Below are 17895 nucleotides of genomic sequence, written 5' to 3'. Positions count from 1 at the left end.
GACGGGGGCAAACAAAAGTGCCCCCGTTTGAGCAGGATCAACTGACGCGGCGGCGCCGGGTCTAGGTTTAATCGCACCTCTCGAGACAAATTTCGCGATGAACAAGCCCGTGAACCCGAACGACCTCACATCGGACGACGACTACGGGCCGCTCTACGCAACCCACAAGAAGGTGTATCCCCAGAGCATCTCCGGCACCTTCCGCCGGATCAAATGGGGCCTGATGGCGCTCTGCCTCGGTGTCTACTACGTCCTGCCTTTCGTGCGCTGGAACCGCGGCCTCGGTGCTCCCAGCCAGGCGGTGCTGATCGACCTTCCCAACAGCCGCTTCTATTTCTTCTTCATCGAGCTGTGGCCGCAGGAGGTCTATTACTTCACCGGCCTCTTGATCGTCGCCGCGGTGGCGCTGTTCCTGATGAACTCGGTTGGCGGCCGCATCTGGTGCGGCTATCTCTGCCCGCAGACGGTGTGGACCGACCTGTTCTATGCCGTCGAGCGGCTGATCGAAGGCGACCGGCGCGAGCGGATGAAGAAGGACAAGTCGTCCGATCCGATGAAGCTCGAGCGCATCTCCGAGATCGTGCTCAAGCATTCGATCTGGCTCCTGATCGCCTGGTGGACCGGCGGCGCCTGGGTGCTCTACTTCAACGACGCGCCGACGCTGGTGAAGGAGCTCGTCACCTTCCAGGCGCCGATGATCGCCTATATCTGGATCGGCATCCTGACTGCTACGACCTATGTGCTCGCCGGCTCCATGCGCGAGCAGGTCTGCACCTATATGTGCCCGTGGCCGCGGATCCAGGCCGCGCTCACCGACGAATGGGCGCTCAACGTCACCTACCGCTACGACCGCGGCGAGAAGCGCACTTCGGTCAAGAAGGCTATCGAGCTGCGCGCGCTGGGCGAGCACGCCGGCGACTGCGTCGACTGCTACCAGTGCGTCGCGGTCTGCCCCACCGGCATCGATATCCGCAACGGGCCGCAGCTCGAATGCGTCCAGTGCGGCCTCTGCATCGACGCCTGCGACAACGTGATGACCAAGATCGGCCGGCCGAAGCGCCTGATCGGCTACGACAACGACATCAACATCCATCGCCGCCAGGAAGGCAAGGCGCCGCTATATCGTGTCGTCCGTCCCCGCACCGTCGTCTACAGCGCGATTATCGCGGCCGTCGGCGGCTTCATGCTCTACACGTTGGCGACGCGCAGCCTGCTCGACGTCAACGTGCTGCACGACCGCAATCCGGTCGCGGTCAGGCTCAGCGATGGCTCGATCCGCAACGCCTATACAGTCCGACTCCTGAACAAGAGCGGCTACGAACGCGTCGTCGCGATCGACGCGGATGGTCCGGTCAACGTGACGATTCATGTCGTCGGCGTGGATTCGGTGACGCCGGACCGGCCGATGATCGTGATCGCCCGCGACTCCACCAGCGAGCTGCGGCTGCTCGTTACCGCGCCGGCGGACAGCAATCCGGAGAAGTCGACCCCCGTTCGCTTCCACGTCACCGATATCGGGCTCGGCGAGGTCGCCTCCGCCACCGATAATTTTGTCGCTCCTTGAGAAAGTCCGGAGTTCGCCATGGCATCCGCACCGAAGCCGCTGACCGGAACGAAGGTGTTCCTGATGCTGGTCGCCTTTTTCGGCGTCGTGATCGGCGTCAACGTGACCATGGCGAAGCTCGCGATCGCGACGCTGCCCGGGACCGACGTCGACAGCCCTTACGCTGCGGGTCTCGCCTATGACCGCGAGATCTCGGCGGCGCAGGACCAGGCCGCGCGCAAATGGCGGGTCAACGCCCATATCGAGCGGCGCGCCGATGGCGGCGCCGTGCTTCAGGTCGAAGCGCGCGATGCGAGCGGCCAGCCGATCGCCGGACTGAAATTCGGCGGCCGCCTGGAGCGGCCGACCGACAAGCGCGCCGATCTCGCGGTCGAACTCTCCGAGGCCGGCGTCGGCATCTATCGCGGCAGCGTTGCTTCCGTCGCGCCGGGCCAGTGGGATCTCGTGATCGAGGGCGACGCGCGGGGCGAGCGTGTGTTCATGTCGCGCAACCGCGCGATCCTGAATTGAGAGAACACGCCATGCAGATGACGCGGGATTTTTCGCACTATGTCCGGGCTGCGGGCGAAGGCCTCCAGCACATCGATCTCGCCGTCGAAGGCGTGCATTGCGCCGGGTGCATGGCGAAGATCGAGCGCGGGCTGTCCGCCATTCCCGACGTCACGCTGGCGCGCGTGAATCTCACCGACCGGCGCGTCGCGCTGGAATGGAAGCAGGGCACGCTCGATCCGGCCCGCTTCATCGATCGGCTCGAAGAGCTCGGCTACAAGGCCTACCCTTACGAGACCGAGAGCGCGGAGGCGACCGAGGTCGCCGAATCGCGCTTCCTGCTGCGCTGCCTCGGCGTCGCCGCGTTCGCCACCATGAACGTGATGATGCTGTCGATCCCGGTGTGGTCCGGTAATGTCTCGGACATGCTGCCGGAGCAGCGCGATTTCTTCCACTGGTTGTCGGCGCTGATCGCGCTGCCGGCGGCGGTCTATGCCGGCCAGCCGTTCTTCCGCTCGGCCTGGCGCGCGCTGTCGGCCAAGACCACCAACATGGACGTGCCGATCTCGATCGGCGTGTGCCTTGCGCTGGGCATGTCCGTGGTCGAGACTATCAACCACGCCGAGCACGCCTATTTCGACGCGGCGATCATGCTGCTGACTTTCCTCCTGGTTGGGCGCTTCCTCGACCAGAACATGCGGCGGCGGACCCGCGCGGTCGCCGGCAATCTCGCCGCGCTCAAGGCTGAGACCGCGGCCAAGTTCGTCGGCCCCGATGAAATCTCGCAGGTGCCGGTCGCCGCGATTCATCCCGGCGACATCGTGCTCTTGCGGCCCGGCGAGCGCTGCGCCGTCGACGGCACCGTAATCGAGGGGCGTTCCGAGATCGATCAAAGCCTGATCACCGGCGAGACGCTCTATGTCACGGCCGAGCACGGCACGCCGGTCTATGCCGGCTCCATGAACATCTCCGGCACGCTGCGGGTGCGGGTCTCGGCGGCCTCCGAAGCGACGCTGCTCGCCGAGATCACGCGGCTACTCGACAACGCGCTCCAGGCGCGCTCGCGCTACATGCGGCTCGCCGACCGCGCCTCGCGGCTCTATGCGCCGGTGGTGCATGCGACCGCGCTGATCACCATTTTGGGCTGGGTCATTGCGGGCGCAAGCTGGCATGATGCGATCGTTACCGGCGTTGCAGTGCTGATCATCACCTGTCCTTGCGCGCTCGGGCTTGCGATTCCGACGGTGCAGACGATCGCCTCGGGCGCGATGTTCAAGTCCGGCGTGTTGCTCAATTCGGGCGATGCCATCGAACGCCTCGCCGAAGTCGACCATGTCATCTTCGACAAGACCGGCACGCTGACGCTGCCGGATCTCGAAGTCACGAACGCGGCCGATATTCCGGCAGATATCCTCGATCTCGCCGGCCGGCTCGCGTTGTCGAGCCATCATCCTGTCGCAGCTGCGGTGGCGCAGGCTGCGGGTGCCAAATCGCCCATCCTCAGTGCGGTCGAAGAGGCCGGGCAGGGCGTGCGTGCTGTGGTCGATGATGTCGAAATCCGACTCGGCCGTCCGTCTTTCTGCGGTGCCGAGGCATTGGTCAGTGGCACCGATCTCGATCCAGAGGCGTCCGTCGTGGTCTTCAGCAAGGGCGGCGAAAAGTTCATCCTCTCCGTGCGCCAGGGCCTGCGTCCGGATGCGCAAGCGGTGATCGCGGCGCTGAAGGCGCGCAACATCGGCATCGAGATCCTGTCCGGCGATCGCGAACCGGCGGTGAGGGCGGCGGCCGACGCCCTCGGCATTCCCGAGTGGTGCGCCGGCGTCACCCCTGCCGACAAGATCGCGCGGATCGAGGAGTTGAAGCAGCGGGGCGCAAAAGTGCTGATGGTTGGCGACGGCATGAACGATGCGCCCTCGCTTGCGGCAGCTCACGTCTCGATGTCGCCGATCTCGGGCGCGCATCTCAGCCAGGCGACCGCCGATCTGGTCTTCCTCGGCCGGCCGTTGGCTCCGGTCGTCGCGGCGATCGACTCTTCGTGCCAGGCGCTGCGCCTGATGCGGCAAAACCTTTGGCTTGCGATCGGCTATAACGTCCTGGCGGTGCCGGTCGCGATCAGCGGCGTGGTGACGCCCCTGATTGCGGCGGCGGCCATGAGCGGATCGTCAGTCCTGGTCATGCTAAATTCGCTGCGCGCACGCAGCACTTCGCGGGAGATCGCGTGATGGAAATTCTGGTGATCCTAGTTCCGCTGATGCTGGCACTCGGAGGTGCCGGTCTCATCGCCTTCCTCTGGTCGCTCCGGAGTGGCCAGTATGACGATCTCGAGGGCGCAGCGTGGCGGGCCGTCGGCGAGGACCGGCCGCCGGAGGAGGCGCAGGGTTAGGGCTAGGTGTGGTCTTTCCAGAGGTTGTCCATCTGGTCTGAACCGAGCAAGCTGAGGTTGCGAAGCTTCAGTGTTCCAAGAGAGACCAGATGAAAGTCCAGAAGGCGCCTTTGACGCCCACCGAGAGGCGATGGTGCGGAGTGTCGTCCAGGGCGGGCTGAGCAAGGCCGACGCCCTATCAGTTCAACACGACACGGAAGACCATCGCCAAATGGGTCGAGCGGTTCCGCGGAAGGTGTGGAGCGGCGCATGATCGATCCTCCAGCCCCCCACTCACCGACGAGCCAAGCCCCGCAACCAGTGCCAGGTCATCCAGACGTTGCGCCGGCAGCGCCACACTGGCCTGCAAATCGCAGTCCAAATGGGCAGTTCGTCATCACCCCGAAGATGCGGCCGAGCTTCTAAGTTGTTGATCTCTCTTGAGGGGGCGCGCAGCACCCACGGCGGTGCGCCGGAGCCTCGGACTGCACGAAGCAATCCCACGCGCCTCTGTGCGAGACAATGGGTGCCAAAAGGGAATAAGGAACCGCACCGTGGCAGCCTCTCTTGACGGCGAAATTCGCGACGGCCGCCACCATATGCAGGTCACGCGAATTTTTTGCGCTTCATGGAACGCGGCAGAACGAACTACTTGCGCCTGCTCGGAACGAATCAGCAAGCGCTACTCAAAGAGGCCAAGAACGATGCGCCCGGCTTTGCCTTCGTTGTGCGCTCCATGACAATCGATTTTCTAAAACCGGCGGTCTTGGATGAACTTCTTGACGTCGTACAGTCCTGCAAGCGGTGAGGGGCGCGTCGATTGCCTTGCTGCAGGAATGCAGGCGCGGAGACGATCTCCTCGTCGCGGCGCGCGTACGGGTGGCGTTTATCTCGGCCGGAAAGGCGCAGCGCATCCCGAAGTCGCTGCGGCTCGCTATGGAAGGGCATAGATAAATCTGACGCCTCATTCACGCTTTTGCCTTCCAGCGTCCCAATGAAATCAAGTCATTAGGCTTCTGTTGCGACATCGGCAAACCAGTGTTCGGCCAAATTGTGTATCACGCGAATTTTTTACGCTTCATGGAACGCGGCAGGACGAATTACTTGCGCCTGCTCGGAACGAGTCAGCACGCGCTGCTCCAAGAGGCGCGGAACGATGCGCCCAAACTTTACCTTAGGTCCGGTCGATGACAATCGATTTTCTAAAGCCGGCAGTTTTGGACGACGTGCTTGACGTCGTTACTCTCCCGCAAGAGGTGAGAGGCGCGTCAATTACCTTACTGCAGGAATGCAGGCGCGCAGAGGATATCTTGGTCACGGCGCGTGTACGTGTGGCGTTTATCTCAGGCGGAAAAGCTCAGCGTATCCCGAAAGGCGCTGCGGCTTGCTATGGAAGGGCATAAATGAAATCTGCTCCCCATTCAAGCCTTGGCCGTCGGGTGACAAACGAAGAGGTGCGTCGCGCCGCGGATCGGAGGCGCATAACTCCTGTGCGCTGTAGCGTGCAAATCGGACAGACCGGATGGGCTGTTGGCAAGCTCGTAGCACGCCCTGCCCGTGCTCACTTGGCCCCGTGTGCAAAGAAAACGACGAAGGTCGGCGTGAAGGCGCGCCAGCGCCCGGCCCGGGGCCTTTCCAAACGTCTGGATGCCGCGCTCGTCGTGGATGAATTTGGCAGCACCGGTGGCCATACCCGCCGCCAGCAGCGCATTAATGCGTGCTTGAACTTCGGGCACAGACCGAATCTCTCCGTCATCAAATCGCCGGCAAAACCGACATCATGAGCGAGTTCACGCATCGGACCAGCGGATAAGGTCAACTGATGGAGAGTTGCGCCTCAATGTAGCTGTGCTAGTACGCCCACTCTCGAATCGAGGAGCTAAGAGTGGCGAAAAAGGCAAAGAAGACGGCTACGAAAAAGAAACCTGTGCGTCGTGAATACACGAAGGCTGACGTGAAGGAGCTGCGCGCTCATTCGAAAGCGAAGACTCCGGTTGCGAATATTGCGAAGCTCACAAAGCGCTCCGAAGGCTCACTCCGCCAAAAGGCGCTCAAGCTTGGAATCCGGCTCGGTCATCAGCGCTAGAAGGCGGCATCATGACGCGCTTCAATAGAGTGTTCTCGACCAGAACGTTGTTGAAGATCATCTGCGTTCTTGTCGCTGTTGTCACAATGAAGTTGTTGGGCACTCATTATGACTTCAGCTGGGCAGCCGCAGTTGCGGTTGACCAGAAGAACACCTTGGCAGGCTGAGCAGAAAAAAAGTACGCCTAGTGGCGAGCTATCGCGCGGCGTTCTGGTGGTGGGTTCGGAATACACCCGATTGGGGACCGTGTCACTGTGGGCAACGGTACTCATTGCCCTATGCGCTTTCATTCCCGCAAATCGTGTCAATCCGAAGCCAGCGAGAGGTGGCCCGCAAACGAGCCGCGACCGATCACTTATTCAAGTCGGACGATCAGAAGGCCATGGACGCAATCCCGGCCGAGATGCTCGGTTAAATCTGCTGGCCGAAATCTGAAGCTAAAGCGGCTCTGCAGGACGCGAAAGGTTTTGGCTGGCTCTCAACAAAGTCCTTAACGAGCGAATAGCCATGCCGTAACCGGTGTTCGAAAGCCGGTAACGACGTTTGGCGTCGGATTGTTCGCCGGCAATCTCGTAATACGCATAGAAATCCTGATTGAAGTAACGGCTAACGTTGTCTTTATGCTTTGGCGGGGCATTCAAAAATGTCGCCTGAATTCTCCGGGCAATCTGCGTGGTAGAAAAGAAAGGCCGACTCTCCTCGCTGGTCCAAGCGCCCAGAAGAGCGATTAAAATGGCGTCTTCCAATTTGACCTCTTTTACGTCGACGAGTCGGGCGAGCGCGCTCGCAACGATAATATCGTCCGGCAGATCCGGCCCGGCGAGAACATCGATGGCTTCGAGATATTCGGGCAGGCTAGCCTCATTGCTAAGAGTCATCGCACCTGCGGACTTGGCGATCTCTTCGAGGCCCATTCGGCGTTGTTGTTCATCGCGTCGTCTAAACGCATCTAGGGATATATCATCTCCAGGTCGCCCACGCGCAGCAAGGCGTTTGTATCGGGCGGCTTCGTTGGATTCAACGAAGACTATGCGGATTGCCTTTCCCAGTACGTTCATGGCGTCGCTGAGGTAGTCAATTTCTCCGGGGGAGCGAAAGCCGGATATGATTACCGGCCCGCTTCCCTTGTCTGCGATATATTCCGCGACTCTCTCTGCGGCGATCTCGGGTTTCTGAGCTAGAGCGTCTTCGGCGAAATCGCCTATCGAAATGTCACCACGATAGCCGTGTCGATAATAGTAATTCAGATACATGAAATCGCTCGCCTCAACGTGTAGATAGCCAAACTTTCGAGCGAGGTGCTGGCTGGCGGTGGTTTTGCCAGCACAGGTGAAGCCTGACATGACCAAGTTGGGCTTACGGTCGAGGCCAAATTCAAGTTGCTTCGGCTCGGAGGATAGATAGCGCCGCTCAATTAGGAAGTCGAAGAGTTGTGCGAAAGCCTTGCGTCTGAAGTCAACACGATCGGCATCGCTAATCGGTAGGGCTCCGAAGGGAAGTGCGTGACCGCTTGGGACGAACCATTTGTTGAAAGATCGATTGTCTAGCCAAGGATAGACTAGATTGGTCTCAAAAATGAACTCCGATCCCGCAACATGTCCCTGTTGCGTACCCACAAACGTCAAATAGTCGCTCTTGATCTGCCAGATAGCTTTGTAGTGCTTCGGAATATGCAGAAGAAGATCTGAACGCACCGTCGCCGATCTATTGTTCCCGCCTGAAAGTAGCATTGCTTCGAGATTGGAGAATGTCTGCCCTTCCATCCAGTATTTGATCTCAACGCCAGGTACCTCGCCTCCGTCCCGGCTGAGTGCATCGATCTTTACGGATGTATCTTCAAGAATGAATGGATGGTTGTCGGTCGAGAGGCCTGCTTTTGTGCACTGACGGAGTGCACTGCGATAACTTGCCTCCAATAGATCTGCTCTCGATGCTAACCGGGGTTCATCGTAATTTGCGTGGTAGGTGCGTTGCCGGAAGCCCTTAATGCGTACCGGGTATCTCTCGGCGATGTAACGTGCATGAGCCAATTTCGTTGAGTTCGATGTAAAGAAAGTCAGTTCTTTCATGGCAAAAGCCGCAGTACGCGCCCGCTGTTATTTGGGCGCGTTTTGTAGATCTCGCAATTCAAGGATAATTGGGCCTCGACTAAGCGATCTAGTGTTTGGGGCGTCGCAAAGCAGAAAAGGGATGGTCCCAAGCTGGACATTCCGACACAATCAACGCCAAAGCGCTCCACTTGCCCCTTCAGCCGCTGCAGAGCGCCGCCATATTCGTTCCACTCCAGCGCCTTCCAAGTCGTCGTCTGGATTGAGGTTACAGCGCGGCAAAACGCTTGATAGTCGTGGTCTTTGACCGCAGCGTAGATTCCGAAGACTGCCTCGTAGCAGGTGCGGTAGCTATCCTGGATAGCCAGCGGAAGGACGCGCTCGAAGAACTCCACCTCCTCTCGCTGTGTCTTTGCTCGTATACGCTCAGGAATACAGACGCAGAGTGGCCAGTCCGGCATTCTCAAAGTAGGAAGGATAGTTGCGGCGGAGACCAGCCTATTCGATTGCGACGACGGCGTAGGAAGGCTGCCGTCGGTGGGGCGGCCCAAATCTAAGATCATCCCTCCGCTGAAGTAAGACGTCACTCCGACGCCAGAAGTGCCCCCTCTCTTCGAATTTGCAACAAGAGCTTTATCAGCGGGCGACTGCCCGTTCAGCGCAAATAGAGCTTCCAGGATGGCAAGCCTGATTGCTGTGCCCGATCCCATACCCACGTGACTTCGAATGGGGCCGAAGATGGTGATCGTTGCTGGCCTAAGGCCATTTTCGAGTCGAACGACCTCGACATCACGGATCAGCTCATCGAGTTCGTGCTCAAGGAGTGGAATAGGTCGTGAGTCTCTAATTGTGAAGCGATAATTTAATTTAGCGTTGACGTTGGCGATCGGATTCACGATGGCGAATCCGATGCCGCCATTCATTCTGGGGCCTCCTGCATGCATCGAGATCAGGCCCAAATGGATACGAGCGGACGCGACGATGCTTGCCTCAGCCAGTTGGTTCACAGGCATTCCAGACCGTTTCAAAGTGATCATAGTACTTCTGAGCGAACCGCGTTGACATCGCTACGTGCACAGCAGGAGCGTATTTGCTTTCGTTGTCCTGAAAGATGGGCCCAGCAACCAGGTCGTCGTCGACGCTCATGAAGCTGTGCTGGGCCTTTGCATGAAAGCGGCGCAGCTCGATCCGTTCGCCGAACTCCGGTTTAAGTGCCTCGAGCTTGTGAAACAATCCAGGTAATCGAGGCGTGCTGCTCTCGGCGATGTGTTCGTCGTCTGGGATGAGGAGCTGAACATACAGTGTTTGATTGCGCCGAAGCGCATCTACAAGTGCGTGGTCTTCACTCTGTAAGTCTAAGAAGTCCTCGACGAATCTTGTGCAAGAGGCGCCCATCACCTGGACGGATCGTCGTGCCTTCGACACGAGCACAGCATAATAGGCTTTGTCATGGCGGCTGGCCAGTACACCGCGAATTCCCATTTGCTCATAGCGAGCCAAATCTCGAAGGGGTTGAGCTGATACAATGTAAGTAAGAAGAAAGACGAGGCCGCCTGAAATGACGCCGCCAACGAGGCCAATCAACTTAGCGTCGTTCGGATCTAGATAAAGGAAGTAATAGACTGCGCTACCCGATGTGACGATCGCCACCATCAGGACAATCAAAAGCCATGTCGGTATTGAAGTATTTCGGGCCTCAAATATGGTCATGGTCGTCCTATGAATAGTAGTTCTCGTCTGGGAGTAGCGCCAAGCGCGTGGCTGTGCTCCCGTGAGTGAATCGAGACATTCGCGAATGTGTCTTCAAAGAAACGCGTAATTTCGCGTTCGCCGGGACACGCTTTCGTCACATACGACAGGACGACCTGGGACTGTTTGTGCGTGCTGATGAAAGCAAATAGACGTTCCGCGAAAGTGGCTTTCGTCGCCCAGTCGAGCATCCATTTGGGGCGACGCAGTAGTCGAATGTCCGAAGCCGTATCGATCCGCTGCTCCCAAGTGCTGTAGTTCGCCAAGCCTTCCAAGAAGTGATAGCGACGCCAATAATCGTCTCGATTGTAACGCGAGATCTCGCTTACGTAGGGCGGATCGATGTAAACGAGGTCGTAGCCCGGCTTGATGCGCTCGACGTTGCCAGACTGCATGACAACGCATTGTGCGTGCGTTCTGAGGCCGCTTGGCAGTTCGTCGTAAGCCTGCATGATGTGATGCTGAAAGCTACGCTCCCATGTTACGTGATTGCCGAAAGATCGACTTACCCCTTTGTTGGTCCGGAGGTGTAAGTTGGACCGATGAAAGAGATTAAATGGGCGCTTCTTTAGGCATGCTTGATAGAGAAGATAGCGGAGAAGCGCGGTCTGTGCTCGCGACAGGTCTGATCGTTGAAGCGAAGCCACAAAGCCGTCAATCCAGCTATTCTCTCTGTTCTTGTAATATATCCCGCGGAATGATCTCGATACGACGCCGGAAACAGGAGTAACGTTGTCAAGGAATTGGAATACATCGTCTCGGGTCATCGCAGTCTGATTGGAAAGCAACGTGCTTGCGATGTCCAAGTTGAATCGGAACCCGTCGTGATACGTGACTGTCTTACGCATTGCTTTGAAAAGTAGCGAGACAGACGCCGTACCACCGAGTGCATCCAAGACGGTGTCGAACTCAAGGGTTCGGACGTGATCGTATATCCACGGGAGCAATTTTCGCTTGCTCCCATAGTATCTCGTCGATGGAAGCTGCGCGATCGTTTCGCTGACGGACTTTATCAGCGTCAGCGAAGGCGGAGTCTGCCCCTTAGGGCTCGCCGATATAATCTCTCTCTCAACTGCAAGCTTACTCAACCGCGACACTGGTCGTCCCCCAAACCCCGCACAGATACTATGGACGCGAAACTTGGAAGTAAACAATTCGCAGTTGATAACTAAGGGTATGCTTCACTCCGTATTCCAGCGGAGGCGATCGTGGCTGCGGGGCAACATAACGGCGTATGCGATTAGAAAATTCTTCCAGATCGGTGCTTCGCAGAAGGAGTCAGCTAGGACAGTTGGCAACTCCGACGGCAAGGGATCGGCCCCGGCTTTGATCACTCTTATGTATCCACCTCTTCGCGGCCCAAGCCCGCGGGAAGGACTCACAATAATTACCAGCCGTAGCTGTTCTCTCCACGGCACAGAACTGGCACGAAGCGCCCGCTTGAAGATTGAAAAGATTGGGCTTTTTGCGCCTTGTGACGGGGCTCATAACCTGAAGGTCACAGGCTGTCTGCAAACACATCTGCAACTGGGCTCCCCTTGATGGTTTTGAAACCTGGCCAAGCTGAAGAGCACAGGCGGTCCCGAAATGCGCTTTACTGTGCAGCTCGGCCTTGCAAGCCTCTGAAATCGCTAAGAATCCGAGCGCAGCATAAACCCACGTTTGGCTGCCGAGAAGCTCACCGGCGAGCCAGTTTTTTCTCTGAGAACGCCGCAACGAAATCGCAGCGCGCCAACACTCCCAGCATTGAACACTATCTGAGTAGCGTCTCGGCCGTGCCCCTGTGGACCCCGCCGCCAGCGTGTCATCCGGGACACGGGCCTTTTGCGGCATCGATGTGACGCTCGATGGGCGGACTAATCGACGCATTTCAAACGAGAAACGCTTCTACATCTCTCGCGGCGTTGCATTCTCTCGTTGTATCCTATAGGGGCGTAGTAGCGACTCCGAGTTGCTCAGGGGACACGAGAATTGTCGATGGCGAAGGCGGTCACCGTTCCTACCGACTACGAAGCGTACTTCGAAGTGAAGATACCGACCGATCTGGTCTACATGCCGAACGTGCTCGTGACTGTCGCCCGCGCCATTCCTGCCGAATGCCACGCTTACTGTACGTCGAAGAAATTTCCGAACGCGGGCAAAGGAGATCGGCAGGCGATCCTGCAGGCCTATGTCGAGGAACGGCTCGGCGGTCTGGCCGACTACGAATACCGCGCCTGGATAAATGGACAGCAGCCTTTCGTGACCCCACGAGAACTTCAGTTATGGCGGCTACGGAACTACGTGCAGTACATCTGGTACTGGAATCTCGCGGACGACGACGACTTGGCGATGATCTTCAACTTGACGCAGCGCAAGGCCGCCAATCTCGCATCGGATTTCATCGCGCGCTTCCGTAAGACCATCATCTATCCCGTCGCCCTGCGGCGGCTCTACCATCTCATAAATACCGTCGAACCCGAGCAGACCGGCGAGAAGCACTCGAAGGGCCTTCCCGCCAGCGGCAGCATCTATCGCATACCTTCGGCCCGTTTCGTCAGCGCCGCGCAGTACCTGGTCGATGATATTCGCCTTCAATTGCCTGCGAAGCGGATGGCGAGTCCGTATCTTTGGGATCGAGAGGTCCACAGGATGTGGATCGATACCGTGACCATCGACGTCATCAAGACTGACAAGGCTCTGCAGAAGCAGTTCTACGACATGTACAAGATACCGGCGGCTTGAAACGATGGATGAGGATGCAAAAACGTTGCTCGCGGTGCTCGCGTTGCTCTACGGATCTTCGAACGGCGTCGGCCTTTTCAAATCGGCCCTGGATCCCGTTCAGGCGGACGCCAAGGAGCTGAAGAAAGCGATCAAGGACGCCCGATCGGACGACACGTTCATCTCAGGCCAGAAGATGAAGCTATTCAAATCGATGTGGTCGTACGGCGTCCTCGTCTACCTGCTCCTTGTCCTCCTGCCGCCAGCCTTCGTCGTACTGGTCATAATCTACGGCGCGGAGGGCGCGCTGCACCTGATCGGATTAGGCGTTGCCGGCGCCAACGCGCTTCCGCCGGGTGTCTCGCCGTTCTACATCGTTCTTTTCATCTTCCTGGCTCTCTCGAGCCTGCAGCTTCTGTCCGGCTACTTCAGCGCCTGGCGGACCATCCTGACGTTTCGACCAAAGAACGATCCTCCCGGGTCATGACGGCCGGTGGACCGCCGCTCGGGCGCATTCTGACTTACGTTCGCGTCCTCGAACGCCTTCGTAAACGTGAGGATTCGGTCTCGGTGCCGAGCTTCGTCGACGCGGTCGAAGAATTCCCGCCGAAGACCGTCCGCAGCGACCTACGGGCTCTCGGAGTGGACGTTCGAACCGGCTCCGCGCTCGACGTCCATGCGGCTTACTGGAGCATCGTCAAGAACGTTCCTGCCGCGGAACAGCGCGAAATCAACGAAGGCGCGAGGTTGAGCGTTCCGACCGCGGACGAAACTCTCGCGAAGATACCGCGATCGCCGGCGGAGAGCCATGTGGCCAACTTCGGTCGCGGAAAGGAGAGCGCGGTCGCCGCGGCGCAGGCGCTCGATCTCTCGTTCGACGTCGCCGCCGAACATCCGGACCTGTTCTTGCTTGGTCACGGCCGCATGCAGGGGTCTCATGTCGCTTTCCGCCATCAAGTCACGACCGCCCGAAATGTCGCGGAGGACATGAGGGGTCTGGCGATCGTCGCCGACGAAGTCGGCCTAGGCAAAACGAACGTCGCAGCCCTCATCCTCGAGGACATCCTCACCGAGGATCCGTATGCGACTGCGCTCGTGCTCGTCCCGGCGAACGTCAAACCGCAGTGGATCGAAGAGGTGTCGAGGTTCTTCGGGCGGGAACTTCTTTCGGACATCAAGAATTTATCGTACTCCGAGCTCGAATCAACTCCGATCCTCCTGCTTTCCCTCGATCAGGCGAAAGGAACTGGCAAGGACACGGCGTTGTCCGAGATGCTTCGAAAGCGGATGTGGGATCTGCTCGTCGTCGACGAGGCGCATGACTGCCGGAACGCGGACCGTCTTCGATTCCGCTTCGTCTACTCGCTGCGGGCCCGGCGTCGCGTATTCCTCACCGCCACGCCGATCCATAATAGCGGCTATGATATGTTCAATCTCGCTACGTTGCTGAAACCGGGTTATCTCGGCCAGCGTCGCTTCTTCGCCGAGAAGCACATGGCCGGCGACCGCATCATCAAGGACAACGACGTTCTTCAACGACGTTTGGCGCCCTTGATGGCTCGGAGCCTTCGTCGCGAGACCGATATCCTGTTCGCAAAGCGGAACTTCACACTCGTCGAGATCACCGAATTCAAGCCGGCCGAAGAAGTCATCTACGATGAATTGCTCGTGCTCCTGAAGGGAATCTACAGCCGACACATGGGCGCCGCGGCCAAAGTGTCTCGCGCGTCCGGCATGGCGCAGCACGTTTCGCAGTTCGTCCTGATCGCTATGCTCGTGCTGCGAGAAATGGCGAGCCATCCGCTTGCGGCCATCCACACCTTGAGCACGGCGCTGCGCAAGCGCGTCGAGGATCTCGCCTCGATAACGCGCGACGATTCGGACCTCGTGAAGCTCGATGCGTTCATTGCATGCTATAAGAGCCAACCTTGGGACGCGGCGCATCATGCCAAATCCCAGCGCCTGCTCGATCTGGCGGCGGAGTTGTTCGCGCGCGACGAGAAGTTCATCGTTTACGTCAACTACCTGAAGACGCACGAACTCCTGATGAAGGCCTTGGCGGCGCAAAACCCAGATTGTGCAGTCATCGGCTATCGGGGGACCCAGGATCAGGACGAGAAGACCGGAGCGCGCACCGCGTTCAAGGGCGAGACGAAGGCCTGCCTAATCTCGACGGACGCCGGCGGTCAGGGGCTCAATCTTCAATTCGCACGGACCATCGTGAACTACGATTTTCCTTGGAACCCGATGCGCGTCGAGCAGCGAATCGGGCGCGTCGACAGGGTCGGTCAGGATCGCGACGTCTCCATCTACAACTTCCGCACCCGAGGAACGGTCGAGGAGTACGTGCAGATCGTCCTTACCAAAAAGCTGAAAGAGTGCCGCAGCGTCTTGGGTGAGTTCATGTCGCCCATGCAGGTCGAGAAGGTCTATGAAGACAAGCTGACTATGGGGATCGGGCGGGCGTTGATGGAGAGCCGGGACGCGGCCGACATGCGCAGGCGAATGATCAGCTTGGGTGAAGACGAGTTGAGGCAATACGTCGGGGATTATGGTCAGTATGGAAAAATCACGCCGCCGGACTGGACTTGGCGACCGCGCAGTTAGTAGGTTGCTTCGCCACATCGCCAAGAATGCGGACGGGACCTGCATCGAGAACGACAAAGGCTATCGGTTGTCGTTCCCCGACAACGAGTCGGTGTTCGTCGCCCATCGACCGAACGATGCCGCGAGCTGGGAAACGCGGCTCCGATGGGTTGAGAAGCAATCCGCGGCCTTTCTCCTGAATGCTCCGATCCTCTTTGGATTGAGGGACAAAGCGAAGAAGGGCCGCCGCACGAACGCGTTGCGCCTTAGCTTCGGACTATCTCTTTCGCTCGGTCGGCCACTTCGCAAGAGATATTGCGTCACCGTAAAGGAAGGAGCCTCCAAAGGCGTTCTAACGGAAGGGGACGAAGTGATCTTGGGCGAAGGCTGGGAGGAGTACGATGTGCTATCGTTGCCGAGCTGGACGCGCTCGTGCCTTCCGATCTTGGCCAAGGAGGTTGCCGCGACTTACGAGGCCTATGGAAACGAAGATTATGTCGTTACCGCCTTGGAAAGCATCGCAGAACAGCGCCGGGAGGAGTTCATCTTTCTCGAAGATCTCTACCGCCGCAAATCAGGGGCGAACGATCGCTTGTTTGGACTGCCGATGCCAAACCTCGATGGATCGACGGCGATCGAAGCTGAGCTGCGCGGGCTTCAGGAGGTCGTTCTCAGTCGATACGAGGTCAAGCTAAGGATCAAGGTTCTTTCGCTTGGTGTGTACGAAAATGTTTCGGTCAGCGCGCTCGGCTAACGCGTATCAGCTGGCGGTAGTGGTCGTGCTTCTCTCGCTCGCCTCGGTATCAGTTAATTAGGATTTCTGAGCGTTCTGAATTGAGTTGCTGAATGAATGCCCAAAGGAAGGGCGATCCGTGCGGGCAGGCGCAGCGGGAGTTCTTTACGAGAGACCAGCAACCTTTTCAAGACAGATCGTTTTGCAGCCGGCGCGTGTGGAGGCAATCCGTCTAGCCGTTATCGGCGACGCGTGACTGATCTGCCGCTCTCGGGGCGGATCGTCCAGCTCGTGTTAATCGCCCGCCGCTTCCGCTGCGATGCCGTCCTCTGCGGGCGCAAATCTTCACCGAGCGTTCCGCCGAAGGGGTACTGGCGCCATCAGCGCGACGGACGGCTCGGTCGACCGGCAGCAGACTTTGCAAAGCGGCTAATGCTGCCGGTGAGCAAAGATACGCTTCTTCGGGTAGTTCGGCGCCGTAGCCGTCCCCCAGCTGACACGCTCAGGGTTATTGGCATATGACTGGGCGTGGCGGCGCAATCACCGACAGGCGAGCATCATCTGCCACCTGGAAAGGCGCGGGGTGGTCACCTTGCTGCCGGATCGTGAACCCGCGACCGCCCAAGCCTGGCTATCTGCTCATCCCAGGATCGCGATTGTCGCCCGTTATCGTGGTGGAGGATATGGCGAAGCCACGGCAAAAGCATCGCCGCACGCGGTACCGGTCGCCGATCGTTGGCATCTGATGGAGAACGCCAGTCGGGCCTTCCTCGATGCCGTGCGCAAATCGATGCGCCAGATACGCATCGTCATCGGTACGACGACGATCGATCCTAAGCTGCTCATGGCCGCTGAGCGCCTCCAGTATGAGGGCTATCTGCGTCGCGAGGTGACCAACGCGGCTATCATGGCTCTCTCGAAGAACGGCATACCTATCAAGGAGATCGTACGTGAGACTGGCCATAGCGGGAAGCTGGTGCGACAGGTGGTCCGCGGCGAACGTCACGACGTCTTCCGAACCAGGCAAAGTTCGCTGGATCCGCACTTGCCATCGCTCGACGATCAATGGGCGTCCGGCTACCGCAATGGAGCCGAACCTTGGCGCCACTTAAGAGCGCGTGGCTTTCGAGGCTCGCTCCGCGTCATCAGTGGCGCAAAAGCTGCGCAGTCAGCCAATCAGGCGCATAAATTCAAACTCTAATCGGACTAAATTGAGAAACTTTGACTTCAAGGTACGGTACGTTGACCGCGCCGGGCCTGTCCGACGGCGAGTAGGGCGAAGACGATCTATCGAGTGGAGACCGAGGAATGTTGTACGCGTGTGCTTGCCGCGTGGACTGGCAATGCAGCCAACGAGTTCGTCATAGTCTCGGGTATCCGCGTCGAAAAACTCTTGATTCACCGTCGACAAAGCCGGATTGCTACTGTAGGTTAAGTCATCAATTTCGACGCTCTTCTCGCGAGCGCGCCATAATTATTTTGTTGCAGGTCCCCTGTATGTCCACGGGCTCGATCCTGTTCGGTACCAGCAGCACGAATGTCCGGAATCCCCTGCTGCTTTGCTAACTCCGTGAG

General features: G+C 58.7%; 14 protein-coding genes and 3 pseudogenes. 13 read left to right on the top strand and 4 right to left on the bottom strand.

Annotation, left to right across the window (positions count from 1 at the left end; genetic code table 11):
* Window positions 1-97 precede the first annotated feature (97 nt).
* The 8 genes and pseudogenes from ccoG to ABIB73_RS26320 all read left to right on the top strand — a co-directional run bounded on the left by ccoG (window position 98) and on the right by ABIB73_RS26320 (window position 6501).
* On the top strand, window positions 98-1564 hold the full coding sequence (ccoG, locus tag ABIB73_RS26355) for a cytochrome c oxidase accessory protein CcoG (RefSeq protein ID WP_354097986.1): 1467 nt from the start codon (window positions 98-100) through the stop codon (window positions 1562-1564).
* A gap of 18 nt (window positions 1565-1582) precedes the next feature.
* Window positions 1583-2074 (top strand): FixH family protein, encoded by a 492-nt coding sequence (locus ABIB73_RS26350; protein WP_354037552.1) that lies wholly within the window; start codon window positions 1583-1585, stop codon window positions 2072-2074.
* An 11-nt stretch (window positions 2075-2085) separates the two neighbouring features.
* A complete protein-coding gene (locus ABIB73_RS26345) occupies window positions 2086-4275 on the top strand; it encodes a cation-translocating P-type ATPase (protein ID WP_354037553.1) in 2190 nt (729 codons plus the stop codon).
* Entirely contained in the window at window positions 4275-4436 is a 162-nt protein-coding gene (ccoS, locus tag ABIB73_RS26340) for a cbb3-type cytochrome oxidase assembly protein CcoS (protein ID WP_085399664.1), read from the top strand. The genes ABIB73_RS26345 and ccoS overlap by 1 nt, the downstream gene beginning before the upstream one ends.
* A gap of 533 nt (window positions 4437-4969) precedes the next feature.
* A pseudogene (locus tag ABIB73_RS26335) lies at window positions 4970-5369 on the top strand (hotdog domain-containing protein).
* 45 nt (window positions 5370-5414) lie between these two features.
* Window positions 5415-5818: pseudogene (locus tag ABIB73_RS26330) on the top strand (hotdog domain-containing protein).
* A 198-nt stretch (window positions 5819-6016) separates the two neighbouring features.
* The gene (locus tag ABIB73_RS26325; protein WP_354097985.1) at window positions 6017-6199 is read left to right on the top strand and encodes a hypothetical protein; all 183 of its coding nucleotides are present in this window, start codon (window positions 6017-6019) and stop codon (window positions 6197-6199) included.
* A gap of 101 nt (window positions 6200-6300) precedes the next feature.
* The gene (locus ABIB73_RS26320; RefSeq protein WP_085399662.1) at window positions 6301-6501 is read left to right on the top strand and encodes a hypothetical protein; all 201 of its coding nucleotides are present in this window, start codon (window positions 6301-6303) and stop codon (window positions 6499-6501) included.
* A gap of 437 nt (window positions 6502-6938) precedes the next feature.
* Here ABIB73_RS26320 and ABIB73_RS26315 read toward each other — a convergent pair whose 3' ends face one another.
* Genes ABIB73_RS26315 through ABIB73_RS26300 form a run of 4 tightly spaced genes read right to left on the bottom strand, consistent with a single transcriptional unit; the run spans window position 6939 to window position 11395 of the window.
* Window positions 6939-8570: a non-canonical purine NTP pyrophosphatase gene (locus ABIB73_RS26315; protein WP_085399661.1), complete on the bottom strand. Its 1632-nt coding sequence runs from the start codon at window positions 8568-8570 to the stop codon at window positions 6939-6941.
* A complete protein-coding gene (locus ABIB73_RS26310) occupies window positions 8567-9562 on the bottom strand; it encodes a beta-ribofuranosylaminobenzene 5'-phosphate synthase family protein (RefSeq protein WP_354097984.1) in 996 nt (331 codons plus the stop codon). The genes ABIB73_RS26315 and ABIB73_RS26310 overlap by 4 nt, the downstream gene beginning before the upstream one ends.
* A complete protein-coding gene (locus tag ABIB73_RS26305; protein ID WP_144030663.1) occupies window positions 9540-10259 on the bottom strand; it encodes a hypothetical protein in 720 nt (239 codons plus the stop codon). Before ABIB73_RS26305 ends, ABIB73_RS26310 begins: the two co-directional genes overlap by 23 nt.
* Entirely contained in the window at window positions 10256-11395 is a 1140-nt protein-coding gene (locus ABIB73_RS26300) for a DNA adenine methylase (protein WP_317242860.1), read from the bottom strand. Before ABIB73_RS26300 ends, ABIB73_RS26305 begins: the two co-directional genes overlap by 4 nt.
* 880 nt (window positions 11396-12275) lie before the next feature.
* On the opposite strand from ABIB73_RS26300, the gene ABIB73_RS26295 reads away from it, so the two are divergent.
* The 5 genes and pseudogenes from ABIB73_RS26295 to ABIB73_RS26275 form a co-directional block, all read left to right on the top strand.
* A complete protein-coding gene (locus ABIB73_RS26295) occupies window positions 12276-13022 on the top strand; it encodes a hypothetical protein (RefSeq protein WP_085399657.1) in 747 nt (248 codons plus the stop codon).
* A 25-nt stretch (window positions 13023-13047) separates the two neighbouring features.
* Window positions 13048-13488 (top strand): hypothetical protein, encoded by a 441-nt coding sequence (locus ABIB73_RS26290; RefSeq protein WP_354228682.1) that lies wholly within the window; start codon window positions 13048-13050, stop codon window positions 13486-13488.
* A gap of 83 nt (window positions 13489-13571) precedes the next feature.
* A complete protein-coding gene (locus ABIB73_RS26285) occupies window positions 13572-15608 on the top strand; it encodes a DEAD/DEAH box helicase (RefSeq protein WP_354228680.1) in 2037 nt (678 codons plus the stop codon).
* A complete protein-coding gene (locus ABIB73_RS26280; protein WP_354228678.1) occupies window positions 15562-16341 on the top strand; it encodes a hypothetical protein in 780 nt (259 codons plus the stop codon). Before ABIB73_RS26285 ends, ABIB73_RS26280 begins: the two co-directional genes overlap by 47 nt.
* Before the next feature lie 96 nt (window positions 16342-16437).
* Window positions 16438-17506: pseudogene (locus ABIB73_RS26275) on the top strand (transposase); the annotation flags it as partial.
* Between the last annotated feature and the right edge of the window lie 389 nt (window positions 17507-17895).

Origin of the sequence: Bradyrhizobium sp. F1.4.3 (genome assembly GCF_040548375.1) — a bacterium.
GTDB lineage: Bacteria > Pseudomonadota > Alphaproteobacteria > Rhizobiales > Xanthobacteraceae > Bradyrhizobium.
The sequence above is the reverse complement of the archived record's forward strand: the minus strand, read 5'-3'. Positions and strand labels throughout refer to the sequence as shown.

What these genes read in the sequence shown, in the direction of transcription:
- ccoG (WP_354097986.1), top strand. Translation starts at nt 98, where the DNA reads ATGAACAAGCCCGTGAACCCGAACGACCTCACATCGGACGACGACTAC.
- ABIB73_RS26350 (WP_354037552.1), top strand. Translation starts at nt 1,583, where the DNA reads ATGGCATCCGCACCGAAGCCGCTGACCGGAACGAAGGTGTTCCTGATG.
- ABIB73_RS26345 (WP_354037553.1), top strand. Translation starts at nt 2,086, where the DNA reads ATGCAGATGACGCGGGATTTTTCGCACTATGTCCGGGCTGCGGGCGAA.
- ccoS (WP_085399664.1), top strand. Translation starts at nt 4,275, where the DNA reads ATGGAAATTCTGGTGATCCTAGTTCCGCTGATGCTGGCACTCGGAGGT.
- ABIB73_RS26315 (WP_085399661.1), bottom strand. Translation starts at nt 8,570, where the DNA reads ATGAAAGAACTGACTTTCTTTACATCGAACTCAACGAAATTGGCTCAT.
- ABIB73_RS26310 (WP_354097984.1), bottom strand. Translation starts at nt 9,562, where the DNA reads ATGCCTGTGAACCAACTGGCTGAGGCAAGCATCGTCGCGTCCGCTCGT.
- ABIB73_RS26305 (WP_144030663.1), bottom strand. Translation starts at nt 10,259, where the DNA reads ATGACCATATTTGAGGCCCGAAATACTTCAATACCGACATGGCTTTTG.
- ABIB73_RS26295 (WP_085399657.1), top strand. Translation starts at nt 12,276, where the DNA reads ATGGCGAAGGCGGTCACCGTTCCTACCGACTACGAAGCGTACTTCGAA.
- ABIB73_RS26280 (WP_354228678.1), top strand. Translation starts at nt 15,562, where the DNA reads ATGGAAAAATCACGCCGCCGGACTGGACTTGGCGACCGCGCAGTTAGT.